Origin of the sequence: Enterococcus sp. AZ120, assembly GCF_050546165.1 — a bacterium.
In the GTDB taxonomy this organism is placed as follows: domain Bacteria; phylum Bacillota; class Bacilli; order Lactobacillales; family Enterococcaceae; genus Enterococcus; species Enterococcus faecalis.
Window position 1 is genome coordinate 2,395,451 of record NZ_CP172950.1, and the last position, 17,728, is coordinate 2,413,178.

Here is a 17,728-nt window from a genome sequence, read left to right on the forward strand (position 1 = left end):
TTTTTTACTTCTTCGATTTACTTTTACGAAAAACTAAAAGACACCCACTGGCGATAACTAGAAGACCAATAATCACAAGCGCGATCGATTTCTTTTCTCCTGTGCTCGGTAAAAATTGGCTAGCTTTTCTGAAACCACCTTGGCTTGATGGCTTAACTTGTTTCGTACCAGTTTGATCAACTCCTGTACTAGTATTTAAGTGTCCATTATTCCCCCCATTTTTTTGCTCCTTTTTATTTTCCCCACTATTTTTCAATGTTAATTGCTTCACTGCCGAACGTAGTTCTGCTTCTGCTTGGTCTACTTCTGCTTGCGTTGCTGTTGTTTGATCTGCCACAGTTTGTGCTTGCTTCAATGCTTCGCTGTAGGCTTTCCAGCTACTTGCGGTGTAGTCTTTTTCTTGGTGTTTCTCGTTTTCTTTGATGATTTTCAACAAGTTGGTTTTATCTACTTCTTTAGTTGGCACTTTTACCAATTGCTTCACCGCCGAACGTAGTTTTGCTTCTGCTTGGTCTACTTCTGCTTGTGTCGCTGTTGTTTGATCTGCCACAGTTTGTGCTTGTTTCAATGCTTCGCTGTAGACTTTCCAGCTGCTTGCGGTGTAGTCTTTTTCTTGGTGTTTCTCGTTTTCTTTGATGATTTTCAACAAGTTGGTTTTATCTACTTCTTTAGTTGGCACTTTTACCAATTGCTTCACTGCCGAGCGTAGTTTTGCTTCTGCTTGGTCTACTTCTGCTTGCGTTGCTGTTGCTTGATCTACCACAGTTTGTGCTTGTTTCAATGCTTCGCTGTAGACTTTCCAGCTGCTTGCGGTGTAGTCTTTTTCTTGGTGTTTCTCGTTTTCTTTGATGATTTTCAACAAGTTGGTTTTATCTACTTCTTTAGTTGGCACTTTTACCAATTGCTTCACTGCCGAACGTAACTCTGTTTCTGCTTGGTCTACTTCTGCTTGTGTCGCTGTTGTTTGATCTGCCACAGTTTGCGCTTGTTTCAGTGCTTCGCTGTAGGCTTTCCAGCTACTTGCGGTGTAGTCTTTTTCTTGGTGTTTCTCGTTTTCTTTGATGATTTTCAACAAGTTGGTTTTATCTACTTCTTTGGTTGGTACTTTTACCAATTGCTTCACTGCCGAGCGTAGTTTTGCTTCTGCTTGGTCTACTTCTGCTTGCGTTGCTGTTGCTTGATCTACCACAGTTTGTGCTTGTTTCAATGCTTCGCTGTAGACTTTCCAGCTGCTTGCGGTGTAATCTTTTTCTTGGTGTTCTTTTTGTTCCTGAATTAATTTTTCTAACGCTTCTTTCGTTACTTCAGGAGTTGTTTTAACTGTGATTGAACGCGAGCTGCCATTTAACCCCGCACTATTTAAAGTGATAATATTTTGGTCAACAGAAATTTCTGGGTCCGCTGCGACTACTTCAAGAATGCCCTTATCAAATTCAATAGAAACGGATGCATTATTTTGTAAAGGATTCGCAAGAGTTAAGCGATAAACACCGTTATCAATTTTTTCTGAAATAACCGACATTGGATCATACGCATACAGTCCTGCAATTTCTTGGTCATTATTCCATGTATTCATCATGACATAATTACCTGCTTCAATGGCTTGTAAGTTTGCTGTATTTTCTAGAACAGTATAGCCTTTGTTTTTAGAAAGAGCTGCGATTTCTTCATTCGTTTTCCCAACCACTGTTAAATATTCGTAAGTACCATTTTCAACAGTCTTGCCATAATTTTTACTAATTTTAGCAAATGTATTTGTATAGGTTTTATCATTAACAAAGTATTCGTTAATATCTCCGTAGCGACCAGAGCGTTCTTCTATTTGAACATCAAGCGTATTCATTGAATTAGGAAAAACATAGCCAATGTTATTCAATGGATTCGCTGCGCTTAAACTAATCCAAGAATTATCTTTGTCTGAACCTTGGTTAAGCTTCACTTCCTGTGGATGAATCATCCGATTATCGAGGATTGTTTCAATCGAAGCATCTGTCGTACCAGTAATGCCACTTCCCAAATTAATGATTTGACCATCTAATAAGAACCAAGATTTTTTAGCAACTAAGTTCATTCCTTCATTACTTTTATCTAAAAACATTCCTATAGAGGCAACCTGTCCATTATTTGAGCCACCTACCCATGACTGGGGACTGCGTTTCCCTGTATAAGCACCATTTACCAATTCTCTTGTGTCAACTGTCGTTCCTGGTAATCGATATGGATCGATCGTTGCCCAGTATCCTTCATCAAACTGAGCAAAGTCTTGATTGTATAAATAAAGCATGCCGTCTGCTGTATGCCAGCCTTTTTTATTTTCCGTATTCCCAAATTCATAGTTTCCGACACGTTGTGAATACATACTGATACCCACCGCATATTCGTTATTTTTCTGTAGGACTCGATCCATCGAACCATATACATTTAAAGATTGCATTGGTGTCGCTTGGGCAGGTGACGCACTATTCACCACATTTTTCAAGTCAATTAACGCTTCAAAATCTCTTGGTTTTTTAAAGAAATGATAGTATGACCCACTTTGTTGAAGCCACGTTTGGATAGATGTATAAATGTCATTTCTTAAATTTTCTGGTGCAAATTTTGCAATTAAGGTTAAATTAGCTATTGTTTCTTTACCCGATTCAAACTCTGTAGTAAAAGGATTCGTTTCTGGCGCTCTGGAAATACTTCTACCAGAAACCATCGATGGCATTTTTCCATTTACCATCAATTGTAAGTAACCTTTATCAACAACATTAAATAAATTACTAATGTTAGGGTCATTCATCTCCCAGTCGGAACCTTGTAAAATAGTCTGAATTCGTCCAAACCCTTTTAGCAACTCATTCCCGTAACTGCCGTTGTACGGAAAATAACCATGTTGAATCAAGGAACCATCAGGATATAAGCCATCACCAGAGGAAACACTTTTTAAAACGGACGGAACAGCTTCTTGTACTTGTACTAGGCGTTGATTATCTTCTAACAAAAGTCCAGTACCTAAAACGGTGATTGAAATATCTGTTAAGTTAGCTCCTGTTGCACGATAAATTGGCCATTGTATGTTTGGATCTTTTGCATACAGCATCAGCGGAGCAGTAAATTTATTTAATTTTTCTGCATCTGTATTCAATAGGTCATCATGTAATAAAATCAATGTATCTGTTAGCGGCTGCGCGGAACCAATTTGCCAATCCCACCAGTTACCTGTGTAATACGTTCCATTGTATTTTTTTGTATCAATCATAAATTCAATGCCTTTAACAATCGCATCATAAACTTCCGGTTTTTCAAAAAGCTCACTTGATGGTTCATAGTAGCCTAACGCTAATTTTTTAATATTGGTAAATTGAGTCGTGTAATCAGCAGACACTGTATCCGATGGTTTTCGTTCCCACAGATACCCACGATCTGCTGCTTGATTAAGCGTTTGCCACAATGCTAAACTCTCCGTAGCAATCTGGGCACGATACTGTTGCACATCTGCATCGTTATCATACTGCGTTGTACCTAACAATCGCATTTTCCATTTTGCTCGCATTTCCGCATATTGTTTATTTTCTGCTACAACAGTCACAGGAATTGTATCACTAATTTCTGTTCCTTTAATTTTGACTGTTACTTTCGCTTCACCACTCTTAACTGCTGTTAAATTACCCGTTTGGTCAACCGTCACAATAGTAGGATCACTACTTGACCACTCAATCTGATCCTCTGTGATATCTACTCCAGCTGGTGACACTTCAAAGGCTAGCTGTTGCTTTCTTTTTTCACTAATAGTCAGGTTCTCTGTTAAAAGTTTAATCGCTTCTGGCAGTCGTTTTTTTTCATATGCTTCAAACGAAATAATACTTGAACTGTAAAATTGCTTATTTGTGTGTTGCCACATTTTCATCTGCTGATATTTTACAAAACGTGCTTGTACATTATTGCCATCAATATATTTTTTAGTAGGTTGGCCACCTTTCCCATTCTCTTCTTTAAAGATAGATTGATAGCTTTCACCATCTGTTGAAACTAAGATTTCATACACAGGACTTTCTGCATGCAACTGTAAAACGAGTTCGCCAATGTTTTTTACTTCACCCAAATCAACAATTAACCATTGTTCATCTTGCTTATCAGCGGACCAGCGTGTTGTTTCATCGCCATCGACAGCTTTTTCGCCAACAAATTGAGGGTATTTCCAATTCTCTCCAATTTTTCCTCCTTCCACACCAGAATATGTCACTTCTTTTTGTAAAAATAAATCAGTTATTTCTTCTGCAGATGCACTCATCGCAGTTAGCGAGAAGCCTGTAAGCATGAAAGCAACAACGACTATTATTTTTTTTATCATATTTTTCCCCATATCTTTCTATTTTTAAGCAACCAATCCGACTTTTCCAAACACTTTTTTCTGATAATTTAATCAACTTCCTCCTCTACTAAGTATTCTATATAAAAATTAGGCATGAAAAGACAACCTAAAGTAATTACTTCAGACAGACTTTTCATGCCTAGTTTTCCCTAGTCACATGAAATATTATACATGTTTACGCTTTCACTTTAAGGTAATTTTTGGTTACTGTCAATAGCGTTTTCTTCATTAAAGAGCTTATTCAACTTTTCACGTTAAAAATATTGATTTTTATGATAATCCCTTAATTTTTTCTCATTTTAAAATAATAATCATGGGTGCTGAACCTGTTTCTGAGGCACAACAATCGGACAATTTTAAAAAAAACGAGAGGAATGACCATTGTTTTTTGCCATTCCTCTCATTTTTATTTATTGTTTGAACGGTAACGTTTCTCTCAATCCAGTTTGATTGAATTTTTTTATTTTCTATCAAACAAACAGACTAAAGATATTTTACTTCATATGTTTTTCAAGCAATGACTTGATTCATAGAACTTACTGAGCAACCAGCCTACTTCCTATTTATGATACGGTTCCCCTTTCATAATCCGAAAACCACGATAAATTTGTTCAACTAATACCAAACGCATTAACTGATGTGGATAAGTTAAGCGGCCAAAAGAAATTTGTTGGTTACTTCGCTGAAGGACTGAATCACTGAGACCTAAGGAGCCACCAATGACAAAGGTTAGATTACTTTTGCCACTAATCCCTAATTGTTCAATTTCTTTTGAAAATTCTTCACTAGATAATTGTTTGCCCTTAATGGCTAAAACAAAGACGTATTCGTTGTCATTAATTTTCCCCAAAATACGTTGGCCTTCTTTTTCTTTGACTTGAAGCATTTCAGCGTCACTGAGTTTTTCTGGGGCTTTTTCATCTGGTACTTCAATGATTTCCATCTTGGCATAGCTATTTAAACGTTTCAGATATTCATTAATGCCTTGAATCAGGTATTTTTCTTTCAGTTTTCCGACTGTTACTAGTTTAATTTTCACCTATTCCACTACTTTCTCGTTTTCTCTTCTTTCTTATTTTAGCACGAAGTTTGGCTACTTTCCACAACGTTTCCACATACTTATACACATATACACAGAGTTATCCACAGAACAAACTAAAAAATTACTTTATTTAACAGCTTTTTCAATACAAACACATATTCGCCACTGATTTGTCCACATTATCCACATTCTGTGGATAACTTTTCTGAAAACTGTACACAGAGTTATTCCCGATTTGTTCACATTTTTCTGTGTATAACTTTTTCATTCGTATTTTTTCTGTAATTTTTCCCTAAGTTGTTCATAAAAAATTCAAAGCTATTCGATAGACTAAAGGAGTAGGAAACAGATATACTTAATATAGAAAATTCAGATGCACTTATTGGGAGGTTATTTTATGCAACGAAAAGATGTTACACCTAATTCAGATAAAAAAAGTTTATTGCAAAAATTTGGGATTGGTTTAGCTGGCGGCTTACTTGGTGGCGCCCTTATTCTAGGAGGCGCTTATTCTGGGATTATTCCCACACCCAACGGCGGAAATAATGCGGCGACGACGACGTCCACTAATCACGGCGACACAAAAGTCAGCAATGTAAGTTACAATGTGTCTAGCGATGTCACAAAAGCCGTGAAAAAAGTTCAAAATTCTGTGGTTTCTGTCATTAATATGCAAAGTGCTAGCAACAATTCTTCGGCAGATGATCCTTTTGGGGGATTGTTCGGTGGGAATGAAGGTACTCAAGACTCTTCCGGCAACAATGGTAACGATTTAGAAGCAGCCAGTGAAGGTAGTGGGGTTATTTATAAGAAAGATGGTAAAACGGCTTATGTCGTGACAAATAACCACGTCGTAGATAAAGCGCAAGGATTGGAAGTTGTTTTATCTGATGGTACCAAAGTGAAAGGCGAATTAGTCGGAACCGATGCTTACACGGATTTAGCCGTGATTAAAATTTCTTCCGACAAAGTTGATCAAGTCGCTGAGTTTGGAAATTCTAGTAAAATCACAGTCGGTGAGCCTGCTATTGCAATTGGTTCCCCTCTAGGCTCTGATTATGCTAACTCTGTCACACAAGGAATCATCTCTTCTGTGAATAGAAATATTACCAATAAAAACGAGTCTGGTGAAACCATCAATATTAATGCCATTCAAACCGATGCTGCCATTAATCCAGGAAACTCTGGTGGTCCACTAATCAATATTGAAGGACAAGTCATTGGAATTAACTCAGTAAAAATTGTGCAATCAACTAGTCAAGTGAGCGTTGAAGGGATGGGCTTTGCCATTCCAAGTAATGACGTAGTCAACATTATCAACCAATTAGAAAAAGATGGTAAAGTGACGCGGCCAGCTCTCGGGATTACGATGTCTGATTTAACAGGTATCTCTTCACAACAACAAGAACAAATTTTAAAAATTCCAGCTTCTGTAAAAACTGGCGTAGTGGTTCGTGGTGTTGAAGCAGCGACCCCTGCTGAAAAAGCTGGATTGGAAAAATACGATGTTATCACGAAAGTTGACGGCCAAGACGTAAGCTCTACTACAGATTTACAAAGCGCGCTTTACAAGAAAAAAGTTGGCGACAAAATGGAAGTGACTTATTATCGTGGTTCTAAAGAAATGAAAGCAACCATCGATTTAACCATTGATAAATCAGCTTTAACACAACAAAATAATCGCAGCAATCAATAAAAGAAAGAAACGACCTGTTGTCTGAACAACAGGTCGTTTCTTTCTTTTATTCTCCTACCGCAAATGCAGAACCAACTTCTGCATCAAAAGGCAATTCTAAGATTCCTTTTTTAGCAGGTGCATTTGGTAAACGTAATTCTTTTGCTGAACAAATCATTCCAAAACTTTCTTCACCACGTAAAACCCCTGGCCAAATCATTAAACCATCAGGCATCATTGCGCCTGGTTTGGCCACAACTACTTTTTGTCCTGCTTTGATGTTCGGTGCGCCACAAACAATTTGTAAGATTTCGCCGTTGTCTACTTCTGTTTGTGTGATAGATAAATGATCTGAATCTGGGTGTTTTTTACATGATTTGACAAAGCCGACCACAATTTTAGGGGTGTCGTCTTTTTCAAGTATTTCTGAAAATCCCGCATCTTTAATCGCTGTATTGACTTTTTCAATTTGTTCGTCGGTTAAAGTCACTTGGCCGGTGCCATTAATGTCACCTAGAAGCGCTGAAGCATTGAAAATATTCCAAGCTACCACTGTTTCTGGCGCCTCAACTAAACTTACACGTGCCACATCGCCGACACGTTTTACTTGGTTTTCCGCCCCTTGATCGTCCGCAACGATGACAAGTAAGACATCGCCAACGTGTTCTTTGTTATATGCAAAAATCATTTCTGTTCCTCCTCTGTCGTTTTCCTGTCTTATCTTATCAAAAATTGACCCCTTGTGCATACTTTTTTGTCGAAAAACTAAAAGACTTGGAAAATATGTCGCTACGACTTATTCTCCAAGTCCTCAATTTTGAGTGACAAGCCGCTGATCCTTTGAAAAAACAAAAGAAACGTAGGGTCAACTCTCTATTCAATCAATAACTTTTTTTACTTATTTTTCTTCAGAGTGAACAATTAAGACATCGCAAGGGGCTTGACGAATAATGTAGCTACTGACGCTTCCCATGACCACACGTTCGACTGCGTTTAATCCTGATTGTCCCACCATAATTAAATCAACATTGTATTTTTCAGGTAATTCATGACTCATGACTTCTTTGGGTGAACCAAACATGGTAACTGTTTCAACATTATGAAAATCAACGCTTTCAGCATACTTTTTACAATCGGCCATTAATTCTTCCGCAGCGGCTGTTTCTTGATCAATTAATTGATCATTTAACGTCGAATACCCCATCATTGTATACACTTGATTTTCTAAAATATTTGCAACAATGACTCGGCTTCCGTTTCGACGAGCAACCTCAATTGCACGTTCATAAGCTAAATTGGCTTGATCACTACCGTCTACGCCGACAAGAATATTTTTATACATTTGTTCTTCCATTTTCGTCACCTTCCCGATGGAGGCTGATTTAAAAGGCTTCTTTGACTAAGAAACTAGAGTCAAAAATGAATTTAGGACCCTTACGCAGAACGCCCTTTTGTCCAGCTGATTCTCTCTTAATTTAATGGTTCCTCTGGTTCATGAAAATTAGCCTAAGCTAGTTAAAAATGCACTGATTTCTTCTTTTGTTTTTCGGTCTTTGTTTACTAAGCGTCCTAACTCTTGACCGTTTTCAATTACGACAAAACTCGGAATACCAAAAATATTCCACTCGGCAGCCACGTCAATAAACTGATCACGGTCAACTTCGATAAATTGAAACGCTGGAAATGCTTCTTCAATTTCAGGCATGACTGGTTTAATGAAACGACAGTCTCCGCACCAATCAGCAGTAAAGAAGAAAACATTTTTACCTTTTTCAACATAAGTTGCTAGTTCTTCTAATGAATTGGGATAAATCATTTAAACATCCTCTACTTTCCGTAAACAATTGTATTAACTGTTGATTTATCCAAGCCACGTAATGCTTGTAACAACATTTCCCGCGCTGCTTCATAATCCGCAATACTAAACATTGTTTGATGCGTATGGATGTAACGACCACAAACGCCGATGACTGTACTTGGTACACCATTATTAGTTGTGTGCGCTGCCCCAGCATCCGTTCCGCCTTTAGAAACAAAATATTGATACGGAATATTGTGTGTCGCTGCTGTATCTAATAAATATTCACGTAAGCGAGGCAATGTGATCAAACCTGGGTCGAAAATCCGTAATAACGTTCCTTCACCTAAATGACCATACGTCCCTTTTTTCGTGTGAATATCATCTGCCGCTGAACAATCCACCGCAAAGAAGATATCTGGATTAAATTTATGAACAGATGGTTTAGAACCACGTAAACCAACTTCTTCTTGTACGTTTGCTCCAGCAATTAATGTGTGGCCTAATTCTTCATTTTGTAACGTTTCCAATGCATCTAATACCAACGTACAACCATAGCGGTTATCCCATGATTTACTGATAATATTTTTGCCATTGGCTGTTTTAATCGTTTCTGTTTGTGGAACAATGGAATCCCCTGGACGAACGCCAAAGCTTTCAGCTTCTTCTTTTGAAGAGAATCCTGCATCAAATAACACATCAGAGACTTCTAATTGTTTTTGACCACTCGTACCACGCAACAAGTGTGGCGGAATAGATGAAGAAATACATGGATAGTTCCCTTTACTTGTTTTTAACGTAAAACGTTGTGCTGAAACAACATAGGGATTCCAGCCACCTAAAGGAACCACTTGGAATAAACCATTATCGTTAATTTGAGTTAACATGAAGCCAACTTCGTCCATGTGAGCTGCTACCATTACGCGTGGCGCTGCTTCCACTTTTGAACGTTTAATCCCAAAAATACCACCTAAACCATCATATTGAACATCGTCCACTAACGGGGTGATATGTTCTTTCATGTACGCGCGAATATCGTCTTCAAATCCGCTGGTTCCTTGTAATTCAGTTAATTCCTTGATTCGTTGAAATGTTTTTTCTTCCATAGATGTATGTCCTATTGCTTTTGATTTGTTGGAAATTACGCCAACCAAGCGTCACTTTTTCTCTAAAAAGTCACTTTATCCTGTCGATAAAAATAGGTACTCCTTTCATATGATTTCACTCTTATTATAACGCAAATACTAGAAAATGCACATCGCTTTCTCTTTTTAAACGTGACAATGAGAATGCCCTAAAAGAATGATTGAAAAACTTTTTTTATTTCTCAGCGGCCCCTTCTCTATGGTAAAATAAGAGTGATACTGACAAAAGTAATAGTAAGCAGAAACCGACCAAGGGAGGTCATACAAATGAACGAAGAAAATGAGTTGACATACTTTAAAGGCGGCTTAGCGCTAGGCGTTGGTCTTGGTTTAGTAGGCGGCATTGCCTCAACCTTGTTCTACCATAAGAAAAAAACAATCTCCGCTGATCTCGTCTTAGAAAATGTAAAAGCTGCTTTTTTAAAAGAAGGACCGATTGAAGGTTCGTGGATTGAGTTTGAGAAAAAGCCCTTGCGGAAATTCGCCATCCACTCCAAAACATATACTGGAGGAATTTGCCGCATTGAAGACGACGGCATTGTTCAATACGAATTCACTGCAGATGCCTACACAGGAACTGTCATTGACATCCAACGATTAAAAGATTAAAAAGATTGTTACAAAAGCACTTATTTGCTTTTGTAACAATCTTTTTTTCTTCTCATTTGTTTTTTGTAAAAGGGATGTTTATTTTATGTCAAAAAAATCAAATCAATGATGAATAAATACTCAAAAATCGAATGTTTTCTGCATGGAAATCACCTCAAATCTTTACTTATCAACGTTTGTCCACTTTTTTCATAAAAAAGATTAGACATTTTTTAAAAATTGATAAAAGAATAATCATTTCTAACGATTTTTTAATTTCTCCTTTTCATTTTTACATTATACTGAGAGTATTGCTAAAAATGAAAAGGAGCGTGTCAAATGAAGAAATCTGTTTTATTTACTTCATTACTTGTATTATCAAGCTTAGCTTTAGCGGCCTGCGGCGGTGGCAGTGACGATAAAGGAGCAAGCAACGGCGGCAGCGACAACCAAGTATACACAATGGTTGAATCCCAAGAAATGCCTAGTGCCGATCCGTCCCTTGCGACAGATGAAGTGAGTTTTACCACTTTAAATAATGTCTACGAAGGAATCTATCGTTTAGATAAAGACAACAAACCCGCGCCTGCTGGTGCAGCCGAAAAAGCGACTGTTTCAGAAGACGGTTTAGTTTACAAAGTTAAATTACGTGAAGAATCAAAATGGTCTGATGGCAAACCAGTTACTGCTGCAGATTACGTTTATGGTTGGCAACGAACAGTGGACCCTGCCACTGCTTCAGAATATGCCTACATGTTTGAACCAGTAAAAAATGCTGAAAAAATTTCTAAAGGGGAACTACCTAAAGAAGAATTGGGCATTAAAGCAATCAATGATCATGAATTAGAAATCACTCTAGAAACAGCAACACCATATTTTGACGATTTATTGGCTTTCCCTTCTTTCTTGCCGCAACGTCAAGATATCGTTGAACGTTTTGGTAAAGATTATACAAAGAGTAGCGATAAAGCAGTCTACAATGGTCCGTTTACGCTAACTGAGTTTGATGGTCCCGGAACAGATACTAAATGGTCTCTAACTAAAAATGAAGAATATTGGGACAAAGAGACTGTCAAGTTAGATAAAGTCGCTATCAACGTGGTGAAAGAAGCCCCAACTGCCTTAAATCTTTATGAAACTGGTGAAGTGGATGATACGTATTTATCTGGCGAACTGGCCCAACAAATGCAAAACTCGCCTGACTTGGTCCAATTAAAAGCCGCTTCTTCTTTCTATTTAGAAATGAATCAAGCAGATGAAAAATCACCATTGACTAATGCAAACTTACGTCGTGCTATGTCTTATGCCATCGATCGCGATTCATTAGCTAAAAATATTTTAGCTAATGGCTCTCTTCCTTCACAAGGCTTCGTTCCTGTGGATGTCGCGAAATCACCAAAAACGGGTGAAGACTTTGTTAAAGAAGCCGGCAGCGACAAATTAGTCAAATACGACAAGAAAAAAGCTGTGGAATACTGGAACAAAGCGAAACAAGAACTTGGTGTTTCCAACTTAACGGTTGATTTAATGGTAGACGACTCTGAAGGCGCTAAAAAAATGGGCGAATATCTTCAAGGATCACTATCTGATACTTTGGAAGGCTTAAAAGTAACTGTGACGCCTGTCCCTATGGCTGTTCGCTTAGATCGTACCTTAAAAGGGGATTTCCAAATCGCTGTTCGTGGTTGGAGTGCCGACTATTCAGACCCAATTAACTTCTTAGATTTATTAGAAAGCTCAACTTCTAATAACCGTGGACGTTACAGCAATCCTGAATACGATAAATTCATTGCTGCGTCCAAAACCACAGATGTTAACGATCCTGAAAAACGCTGGGAAGATCTAATCAACGCTGAAAAAACAGTAATTGCTGATATGGGTGTTGTGCCAATTTACCAAAAAGCAGAATCACACTTACGTGCACCAAACGTGAAAGAAATTATTTATCATCCAACAGGTGCTAAATACGACTTCAAGTGGGCGTATAAAGAATAATCACTCGATTAAATTTAGAAAAAGATTTGGAACAATAGCGATTTTGGCTATTGTTCCAAATCTTTTTTATATAATCCCGATTAAAGAACCTAACAACCCAAAAATCACAGTAAAAATAATTAAAGCAATCGGCGTGCGTCCTTTTTTCAACATAATAAAACAAAACAGCGTAAACACTAACGGTAATAAATTGGGCATGATTGTATCAAACAATTGTGTTTGAAGGTCTAACTTAGTGTCTTTCAAGCGAAAAACAAAAGTTGTCGTTAATTGTACACTCTTCGGAATCAACGCGCCCACCACGGAAATTCCTACAATTGTTGCTGAACGAGATAATTTTTTAGTACTTTCGCTTAAAACTGAAATTGCTTTGACGCCCATTTTATAACCTAGATTAATTAACCCAATTTTGGCAGCCATATACGGAATATTAAATAACAACAAGAAAACAATTGGTCCTAAGATATTGCCTTCTAATGATAGTTGTGAACCAATCGCTGCTGCAATCGGCAAAACGGTTAAATAAAATAACGCATCCCCAATTCCGCCTAACGGGCCCATCAACGCTGTTTTAATCGCTTGAATGGATTTTGGTGATTCTTTTGACTCTTCCATTGCAATAATCACACCATGCATGAACGTCACCAATTGTGGATTCGTGTTCATAAATTGTAAATGATTTTCCAAAGAAAGAGCTAAGTCTTCTTTATCACGATGAATCTTTTTCAATCCTGGAATTAATGAGTAGGTCCAGCCGCCTGCTTGCATTCTTTCATAATTAAATGAAGATTGTAGCAGATACGAACGGAACATTATTTTTTTTAACTCTTTTTTTGTTATTACTTTTTCGGATATCGTATCATTATATGTTTCTTCAGATGCCATCTTCTTCAAACCCTCCATTATTATTTGATGCAGTGACTGTATTATTTCTTTGTGCGTAAAATTCATATAAAGCAATTGCGACAGCTAAACCTGCAACCGCTAATGTATCTAACCCTAAATAGGCAGCCATAACAAACCCAAAAATAAAGAACGGTACGTAGGATGTTTCCCACATCGTTTTTAATAACATGGCGAAACCTACTGCTGGCATCATACCACCTGCAACGCTCAAGCCATGAATACTCCATTCGGGTAGAATAGAAATGAAACTAGATGCTTTATCAGCACCAAAGAAAATACATAAAAACACTACAAAAAAATAACAAATGAATAAAACGATTGGTAAAAAACTAGACATTCTTTCGATGCCTCTTGTATCTGCTTTTTTTGCATAAGCATCAAATTTATGCATAATTGGTGACATCGCTGTATATAACAAGGTAATTAACGCTTGCGCTGCAACTGCGAAAGGAACAGCCAAACCTACGGTCACTTGTGGGTCAGATTTTGTGATAATTGCTAACGCTGTTCCAATAACTCCCCCAATTACTACGTTGGGTGGTTGCGCACCGCCGATTGCTACTGCACCAATCCAAACTAACTCTAGCGTTGCTCCAGTGATTAACCCTGTGTTGACATCTCCCAATATTAAACCAACAATCAGCCCTGTAACAATCGGACGATGAATATGTGTCTGTAAGACAAGCTTATCAACCCCTGCTATCCCAGCCCAAATTCCTACCAAAATTGCCTGTACTAACATTTTTTTCCTCCTATTAGACTTCGTCTACTTTTTATAAACTGTTTCACCATTTACTAAGGTTTCTAGCACTTCGTATTTCTCATCAATAATTGTAAAATTACCTAAAAGCCCTAGTTTGATTTCTCCCATAGATTCGTTCACATTCAACAAACGAGCTGGATTTTTCGTGACTGAATTAATAGCAATCACTTCTGGAAGTAATGCTTTTTCAACAAGGTTGCGAACCATATTATTTAAATGGTTCGTACTTCCAGCTAACTTGCCATTGGCTAAACGGACCACATTTTGTTCATCAATAACCATTTCGATCCCTTTTTCTGGTTTTGGATAAACGCCTGGTTGACACCCTTTGGCCCAGATAGAATCTGTCACAGCAATTAAATAGTCCTTGCCTTTTAGTTTGGCTAACACACGTACTAATGAATAATCAACATGTACCCCATCAGCAATAATTTCAGCAAACGTTTCTTCACTATCCAAAGCAGCAACTACTGCGGTTGGTTTCCGGTGACTGATATCTTCCATTCCATTAAACGTATGGGTAAAACTTTTTGCACCTGCTTCGACAGCTGCCATTGCTTGTTCATAGGTTGCAGCCGTATGGCCAATTGAAATGACTACATCATGTTCATGACAATATGTAGTCAAGGCATTCTCTACATCATTTTCTGGTGCCAACGTCATTAATTTTATGTGCCCTTTTGCTAACTCTTGCCATTTTTTAAATGTCTCAACGGATGGTTTTACTAATAACTCTGGATTATGAGAGCCACGAAATTCTTCAGAAATCATTGGTCCTTCCGCATGAATCCCTAAGATTTGTGCTCCGTTGGTTCCTTGGTCTTCCTCAATAAATGAACCAATCACTTCAAATGAATGTTCCAAGTCTTTTGGAAATGTTGTTGACGTTGTTGGTAAAAAAGCTGTAATCCCTTCTTCTGGAAGGTAAGCTTGCCACTCTTTGATAAATTCATGATTGGCATGATTGGCATCCCCACCATGCCAACCATGATCATGAATATCAATAAATCCTGGAAGAATGCGCTTTTCTCCGTATTCTTTGTCGACAGCTTTTTCATTGTACGGTAGAATTGCAACAATTCGTTGTTCTGACACTTCAACTTGAGCTGGTTGAAATTGTTCGTTAATCCATACGTTTTTACTTTGAATAATCATTCTTCCCACTTCTTCTCTTCAAAATTATTGTCCAACATTACTTTTTTATGAAAATAATGCATCTAAACTTTCTTCTGGTGTTGACGGTACACGTTGAATCGAAAGTTTAACACCTAATTCTTGTAGCTTTTTAAAGGCGTCTACATCTGTTTTATTAACGGCAACAGCGGTAGCTACTTGTTTTTTGCCTTCTTCCATATGCATATTACCAATGTTTAATTTTTCAATTGGCACACCACCTTCTACCAAGCGCAATGCATCAACAGGATTATCAACTAACAGAAAAATCTTTTGTCTTTCTGAGGCTTTATGAATGACCTCAATCGTTTTCTTAATGGAAAAAAAACGGGTTTGTACTTCTGCAGGGGCCGCCATGTTTAACAATTGTTGGCGCATTGTATCCTCAGAAATTGCATCATTTGCGACTAAAATTAAGTTGGCGCCTAAAGAACCGTTCCATTGTGTTGCGACTTGACCATGAATCAAGCGATTATCAATTCTTGTTAATAAAATATTCGGCATAGTGCTTCCTCCTCTTTTCTAATTGGTTAAATTCCGTCTGCTTCTTCTTGAGTATTTGCTTGTGGTTGTTCTAGTTTTTTATGAACAATTCCGTCTCTGGCTGAATCTGTGACCATTGAAACAAAATCTTCTACGTTCGTGCTGATTGTGCGTAAGGCAAGCCCTTCAAGAACCATCGGTAAATTTGTTCCTGCTAACACTTCGACATTTGGATAATTACTTGCGACAGTCATTGAAATTCTAAATGGTGTGCCACCTAAAAGGTCAGTTAAAATGACCACTGCTGGACACGTCTCCAGCATAGAGTCAACGGCTTTACGGATGTTTGACTCTAATACATCAAGCCCTGTATCATTGAAAAAAGGGACCGCCTGAATATTTGGTTGTTCTCCTGCAATCATACTAACTGATTGATGCATTCCAGTTGAAAATACCCCATGTCCCGTTAAAATAAGACCTATCATTTATTCTTTCTCCCCTAACTATTTACTGAGCTTACTATTTAATTGGATAAGCAGAACTTATTCCTCAAAGAGTGTAACAATTCTTGTAACAATTGAGTATGCTTTCCCATGATTTTGGACGATGATTTCTATTTAAGAACATGTCCCTATACAGATACAAGGCGTCCCAACTTAAATATGCTTTTGAAAAAATGCTCGATTACAACCGTTAACCCAAACGAGCCAACAAATGTACCCATATACAACACAAGAATAACCAAGCTGACTGGTTGATTGGTTAAAAACGGATGGACCAGTTTCAAGACCAATTGAAAAACAAAAACATTCGCTAAATAACTACGATACGCATAAGTGGCTATCCATTTAACCATTGGTAAAAGACGAATCTTTTTGGCTATTCCTTGTGTTCCCAAATAAAAAACCAACCCGATAATCAGTAAACTATAGGCACTTTGAAGAGGATCCAAATAAGGTAGATCGTTCGGTGTCATCTGTGTTCCATCAAATAAATTCCCTTGGACTGCCTGCCAAAAAATAAAAAGAAACAACAGAAATAGCACCACTCTCGTCTTTTTCAAGAAAGTAAAAATTCCCCCCTGATACTTCGCTGCGATGACCCCGAAAATACCATAAATGAGATAACTAAGCCCTGAACGATCTATTAAGTACCAAAGAGAAGTTTCTGCATATGGAAAAATCATTTTCTGGTACCAGAAGCACCAAAGGATATGCGCACCGATTGTAAAAAAGACAATTGGTAAAATCACTTTTTTGTTTTTTGTAATTCTTGTTGCCAACCAAATAAAATACGGCATAAATAATTGGAATTGCAACATCATTACGGCATACCATAGATGTGCCGCGCCATCACCACTGAGAACTTTTCCTAGAAATCCTAGGGGCGTTTCATAGGGCATTCGTTGTTGTAAACTAGGAAAAGCGTATAGATAGAGACTGGACCAGACCACATACGGAAGCACCAATTCATAAAATTTTTCCTTTAAAAATTCAAGATACGATTCAGCTTGACTCTTTAACACCATGTTGTAAATAATTGCAAAAATAAACATGGGTGCCGAATATTTAGACATTCGGTAAAAACTACCGATTGAATTCATTGCTTCCGTTTGCGGAGAATGTGTCAACACATATGATAAAACCGTTTGTAAAATAACTGATGCTACAGCGAAAACTTTTAAAAAATCGCTGATATTCAGATTTATTGGTTGTTCTTTACTCATGTACGTCCTCTTTCTTTCAATAATTTAGCGTGTAAGTAAGCGCTCGGATTAAGAACTTACTCACACGCTATTCACGC

At 37.7% G+C, this 17,728-nt stretch carries 15 protein-coding genes; 3 read left to right on the forward strand and 12 right to left on the reverse strand.

The window, feature by feature from the left end:
* Positions 1-4 precede the first annotated feature (4 nt).
* Entirely contained in the window at positions 5-4,336 is a 4,332-nt protein-coding gene (locus IGJ46_RS11455) for a polysaccharide lyase family 8 super-sandwich domain-containing protein (protein ID WP_256356962.1), read from the reverse strand.
* 580 nt (positions 4,337-4,916) lie between these two features.
* Entirely contained in the window at positions 4,917-5,396 is a 480-nt protein-coding gene (gene rlmH, locus IGJ46_RS11460; RefSeq protein ID WP_002383290.1) for a 23S rRNA (pseudouridine(1915)-N(3))-methyltransferase RlmH, read from the reverse strand.
* A gap of 400 nt (positions 5,397-5,796) precedes the next feature.
* Here rlmH and IGJ46_RS11465 point away from each other — a divergent pair, with 400 nt between their 5' ends.
* The gene (locus tag IGJ46_RS11465; RefSeq protein WP_002368406.1) at positions 5,797-7,095 is read left to right on the forward strand and encodes a S1C family serine protease; all 1,299 of its coding nucleotides are present in this window, start codon (positions 5,797-5,799) and stop codon (positions 7,093-7,095) included.
* A 46-nt stretch (positions 7,096-7,141) separates the two neighbouring features.
* Here the strand turns inward: IGJ46_RS11465 and ytpR are convergent, their stop codons facing one another.
* The 4 genes from ytpR to pepA all read right to left on the reverse strand — a co-directional run bounded on the left by ytpR (position 7,142) and on the right by pepA (position 9,978).
* Positions 7,142-7,762 (reverse strand): YtpR family tRNA-binding protein, encoded by a 621-nt coding sequence (gene ytpR / locus IGJ46_RS11470; RefSeq protein ID WP_002355018.1) that lies wholly within the window; start codon positions 7,760-7,762, stop codon positions 7,142-7,144.
* 210 nt (positions 7,763-7,972) lie between these two features.
* Entirely contained in the window at positions 7,973-8,428 is a 456-nt protein-coding gene (locus IGJ46_RS11475; protein WP_002385249.1) for a universal stress protein, read from the reverse strand.
* Between the two features lie 147 nt (positions 8,429-8,575).
* On the reverse strand, positions 8,576-8,890 hold the full coding sequence (locus IGJ46_RS11480) for a thioredoxin family protein (RefSeq protein ID WP_002355015.1): 315 nt from the start codon (positions 8,888-8,890) through the stop codon (positions 8,576-8,578).
* Between the two features lie 11 nt (positions 8,891-8,901).
* Positions 8,902-9,978: a glutamyl aminopeptidase gene (pepA, locus tag IGJ46_RS11485; protein ID WP_002355013.1), complete on the reverse strand. Its 1,077-nt coding sequence runs from the start codon at positions 9,976-9,978 to the stop codon at positions 8,902-8,904.
* A 306-nt stretch (positions 9,979-10,284) separates the two neighbouring features.
* On the opposite strand from pepA, the gene IGJ46_RS11490 reads away from it, so the two are divergent.
* Positions 10,285-10,626: a PepSY domain-containing protein gene (locus IGJ46_RS11490; protein ID WP_002355012.1), complete on the forward strand. Its 342-nt coding sequence runs from the start codon at positions 10,285-10,287 to the stop codon at positions 10,624-10,626.
* A 318-nt stretch (positions 10,627-10,944) separates the two neighbouring features.
* Positions 10,945-12,600, forward strand: a complete 1,656-nt coding sequence (locus tag IGJ46_RS11495; RefSeq protein WP_002355011.1) for a peptide ABC transporter substrate-binding protein — start codon at positions 10,945-10,947, stop codon at positions 12,598-12,600.
* Between the two features lie 66 nt (positions 12,601-12,666).
* On the opposite strand, the gene IGJ46_RS11500 is transcribed toward IGJ46_RS11495, so the two are convergent.
* The 6 genes from IGJ46_RS11500 to IGJ46_RS11525 all read right to left on the reverse strand — a co-directional run bounded on the left by IGJ46_RS11500 (position 12,667) and on the right by IGJ46_RS11525 (position 17,651).
* The gene (locus tag IGJ46_RS11500) at positions 12,667-13,503 is read right to left on the reverse strand and encodes a PTS system mannose/fructose/sorbose family transporter subunit IID (protein ID WP_002396861.1); all 837 of its coding nucleotides are present in this window, start codon (positions 13,501-13,503) and stop codon (positions 12,667-12,669) included.
* The gene (agaW, locus tag IGJ46_RS11505) at positions 13,475-14,248 is read right to left on the reverse strand and encodes a PTS N-acetylgalactosamine transporter subunit IIC (protein ID WP_002365326.1); all 774 of its coding nucleotides are present in this window, start codon (positions 14,246-14,248) and stop codon (positions 13,475-13,477) included. Before agaW ends, IGJ46_RS11500 begins: the two co-directional genes overlap by 29 nt.
* Before the next feature lie 24 nt (positions 14,249-14,272).
* Positions 14,273-15,424, reverse strand: coding sequence for an N-acetylglucosamine-6-phosphate deacetylase (gene nagA, locus IGJ46_RS11510; protein ID WP_002386286.1), 1,152 nt, complete (start codon positions 15,422-15,424; stop codon positions 14,273-14,275).
* Between the two features lie 45 nt (positions 15,425-15,469).
* Positions 15,470-15,946, reverse strand: a complete 477-nt coding sequence (agaV, locus tag IGJ46_RS11515; protein WP_002355007.1) for a PTS N-acetylgalactosamine transporter subunit IIB — start codon at positions 15,944-15,946, stop codon at positions 15,470-15,472.
* 26 nt (positions 15,947-15,972) lie between these two features.
* On the reverse strand, positions 15,973-16,410 hold the full coding sequence (locus tag IGJ46_RS11520) for a PTS sugar transporter subunit IIA (RefSeq protein ID WP_002355006.1): 438 nt from the start codon (positions 16,408-16,410) through the stop codon (positions 15,973-15,975).
* A gap of 146 nt (positions 16,411-16,556) precedes the next feature.
* Positions 16,557-17,651 (reverse strand): acyltransferase family protein, encoded by a 1,095-nt coding sequence (locus IGJ46_RS11525; protein ID WP_002392675.1) that lies wholly within the window; start codon positions 17,649-17,651, stop codon positions 16,557-16,559.
* Positions 17,652-17,728: the final 77 nt, after the last annotated feature.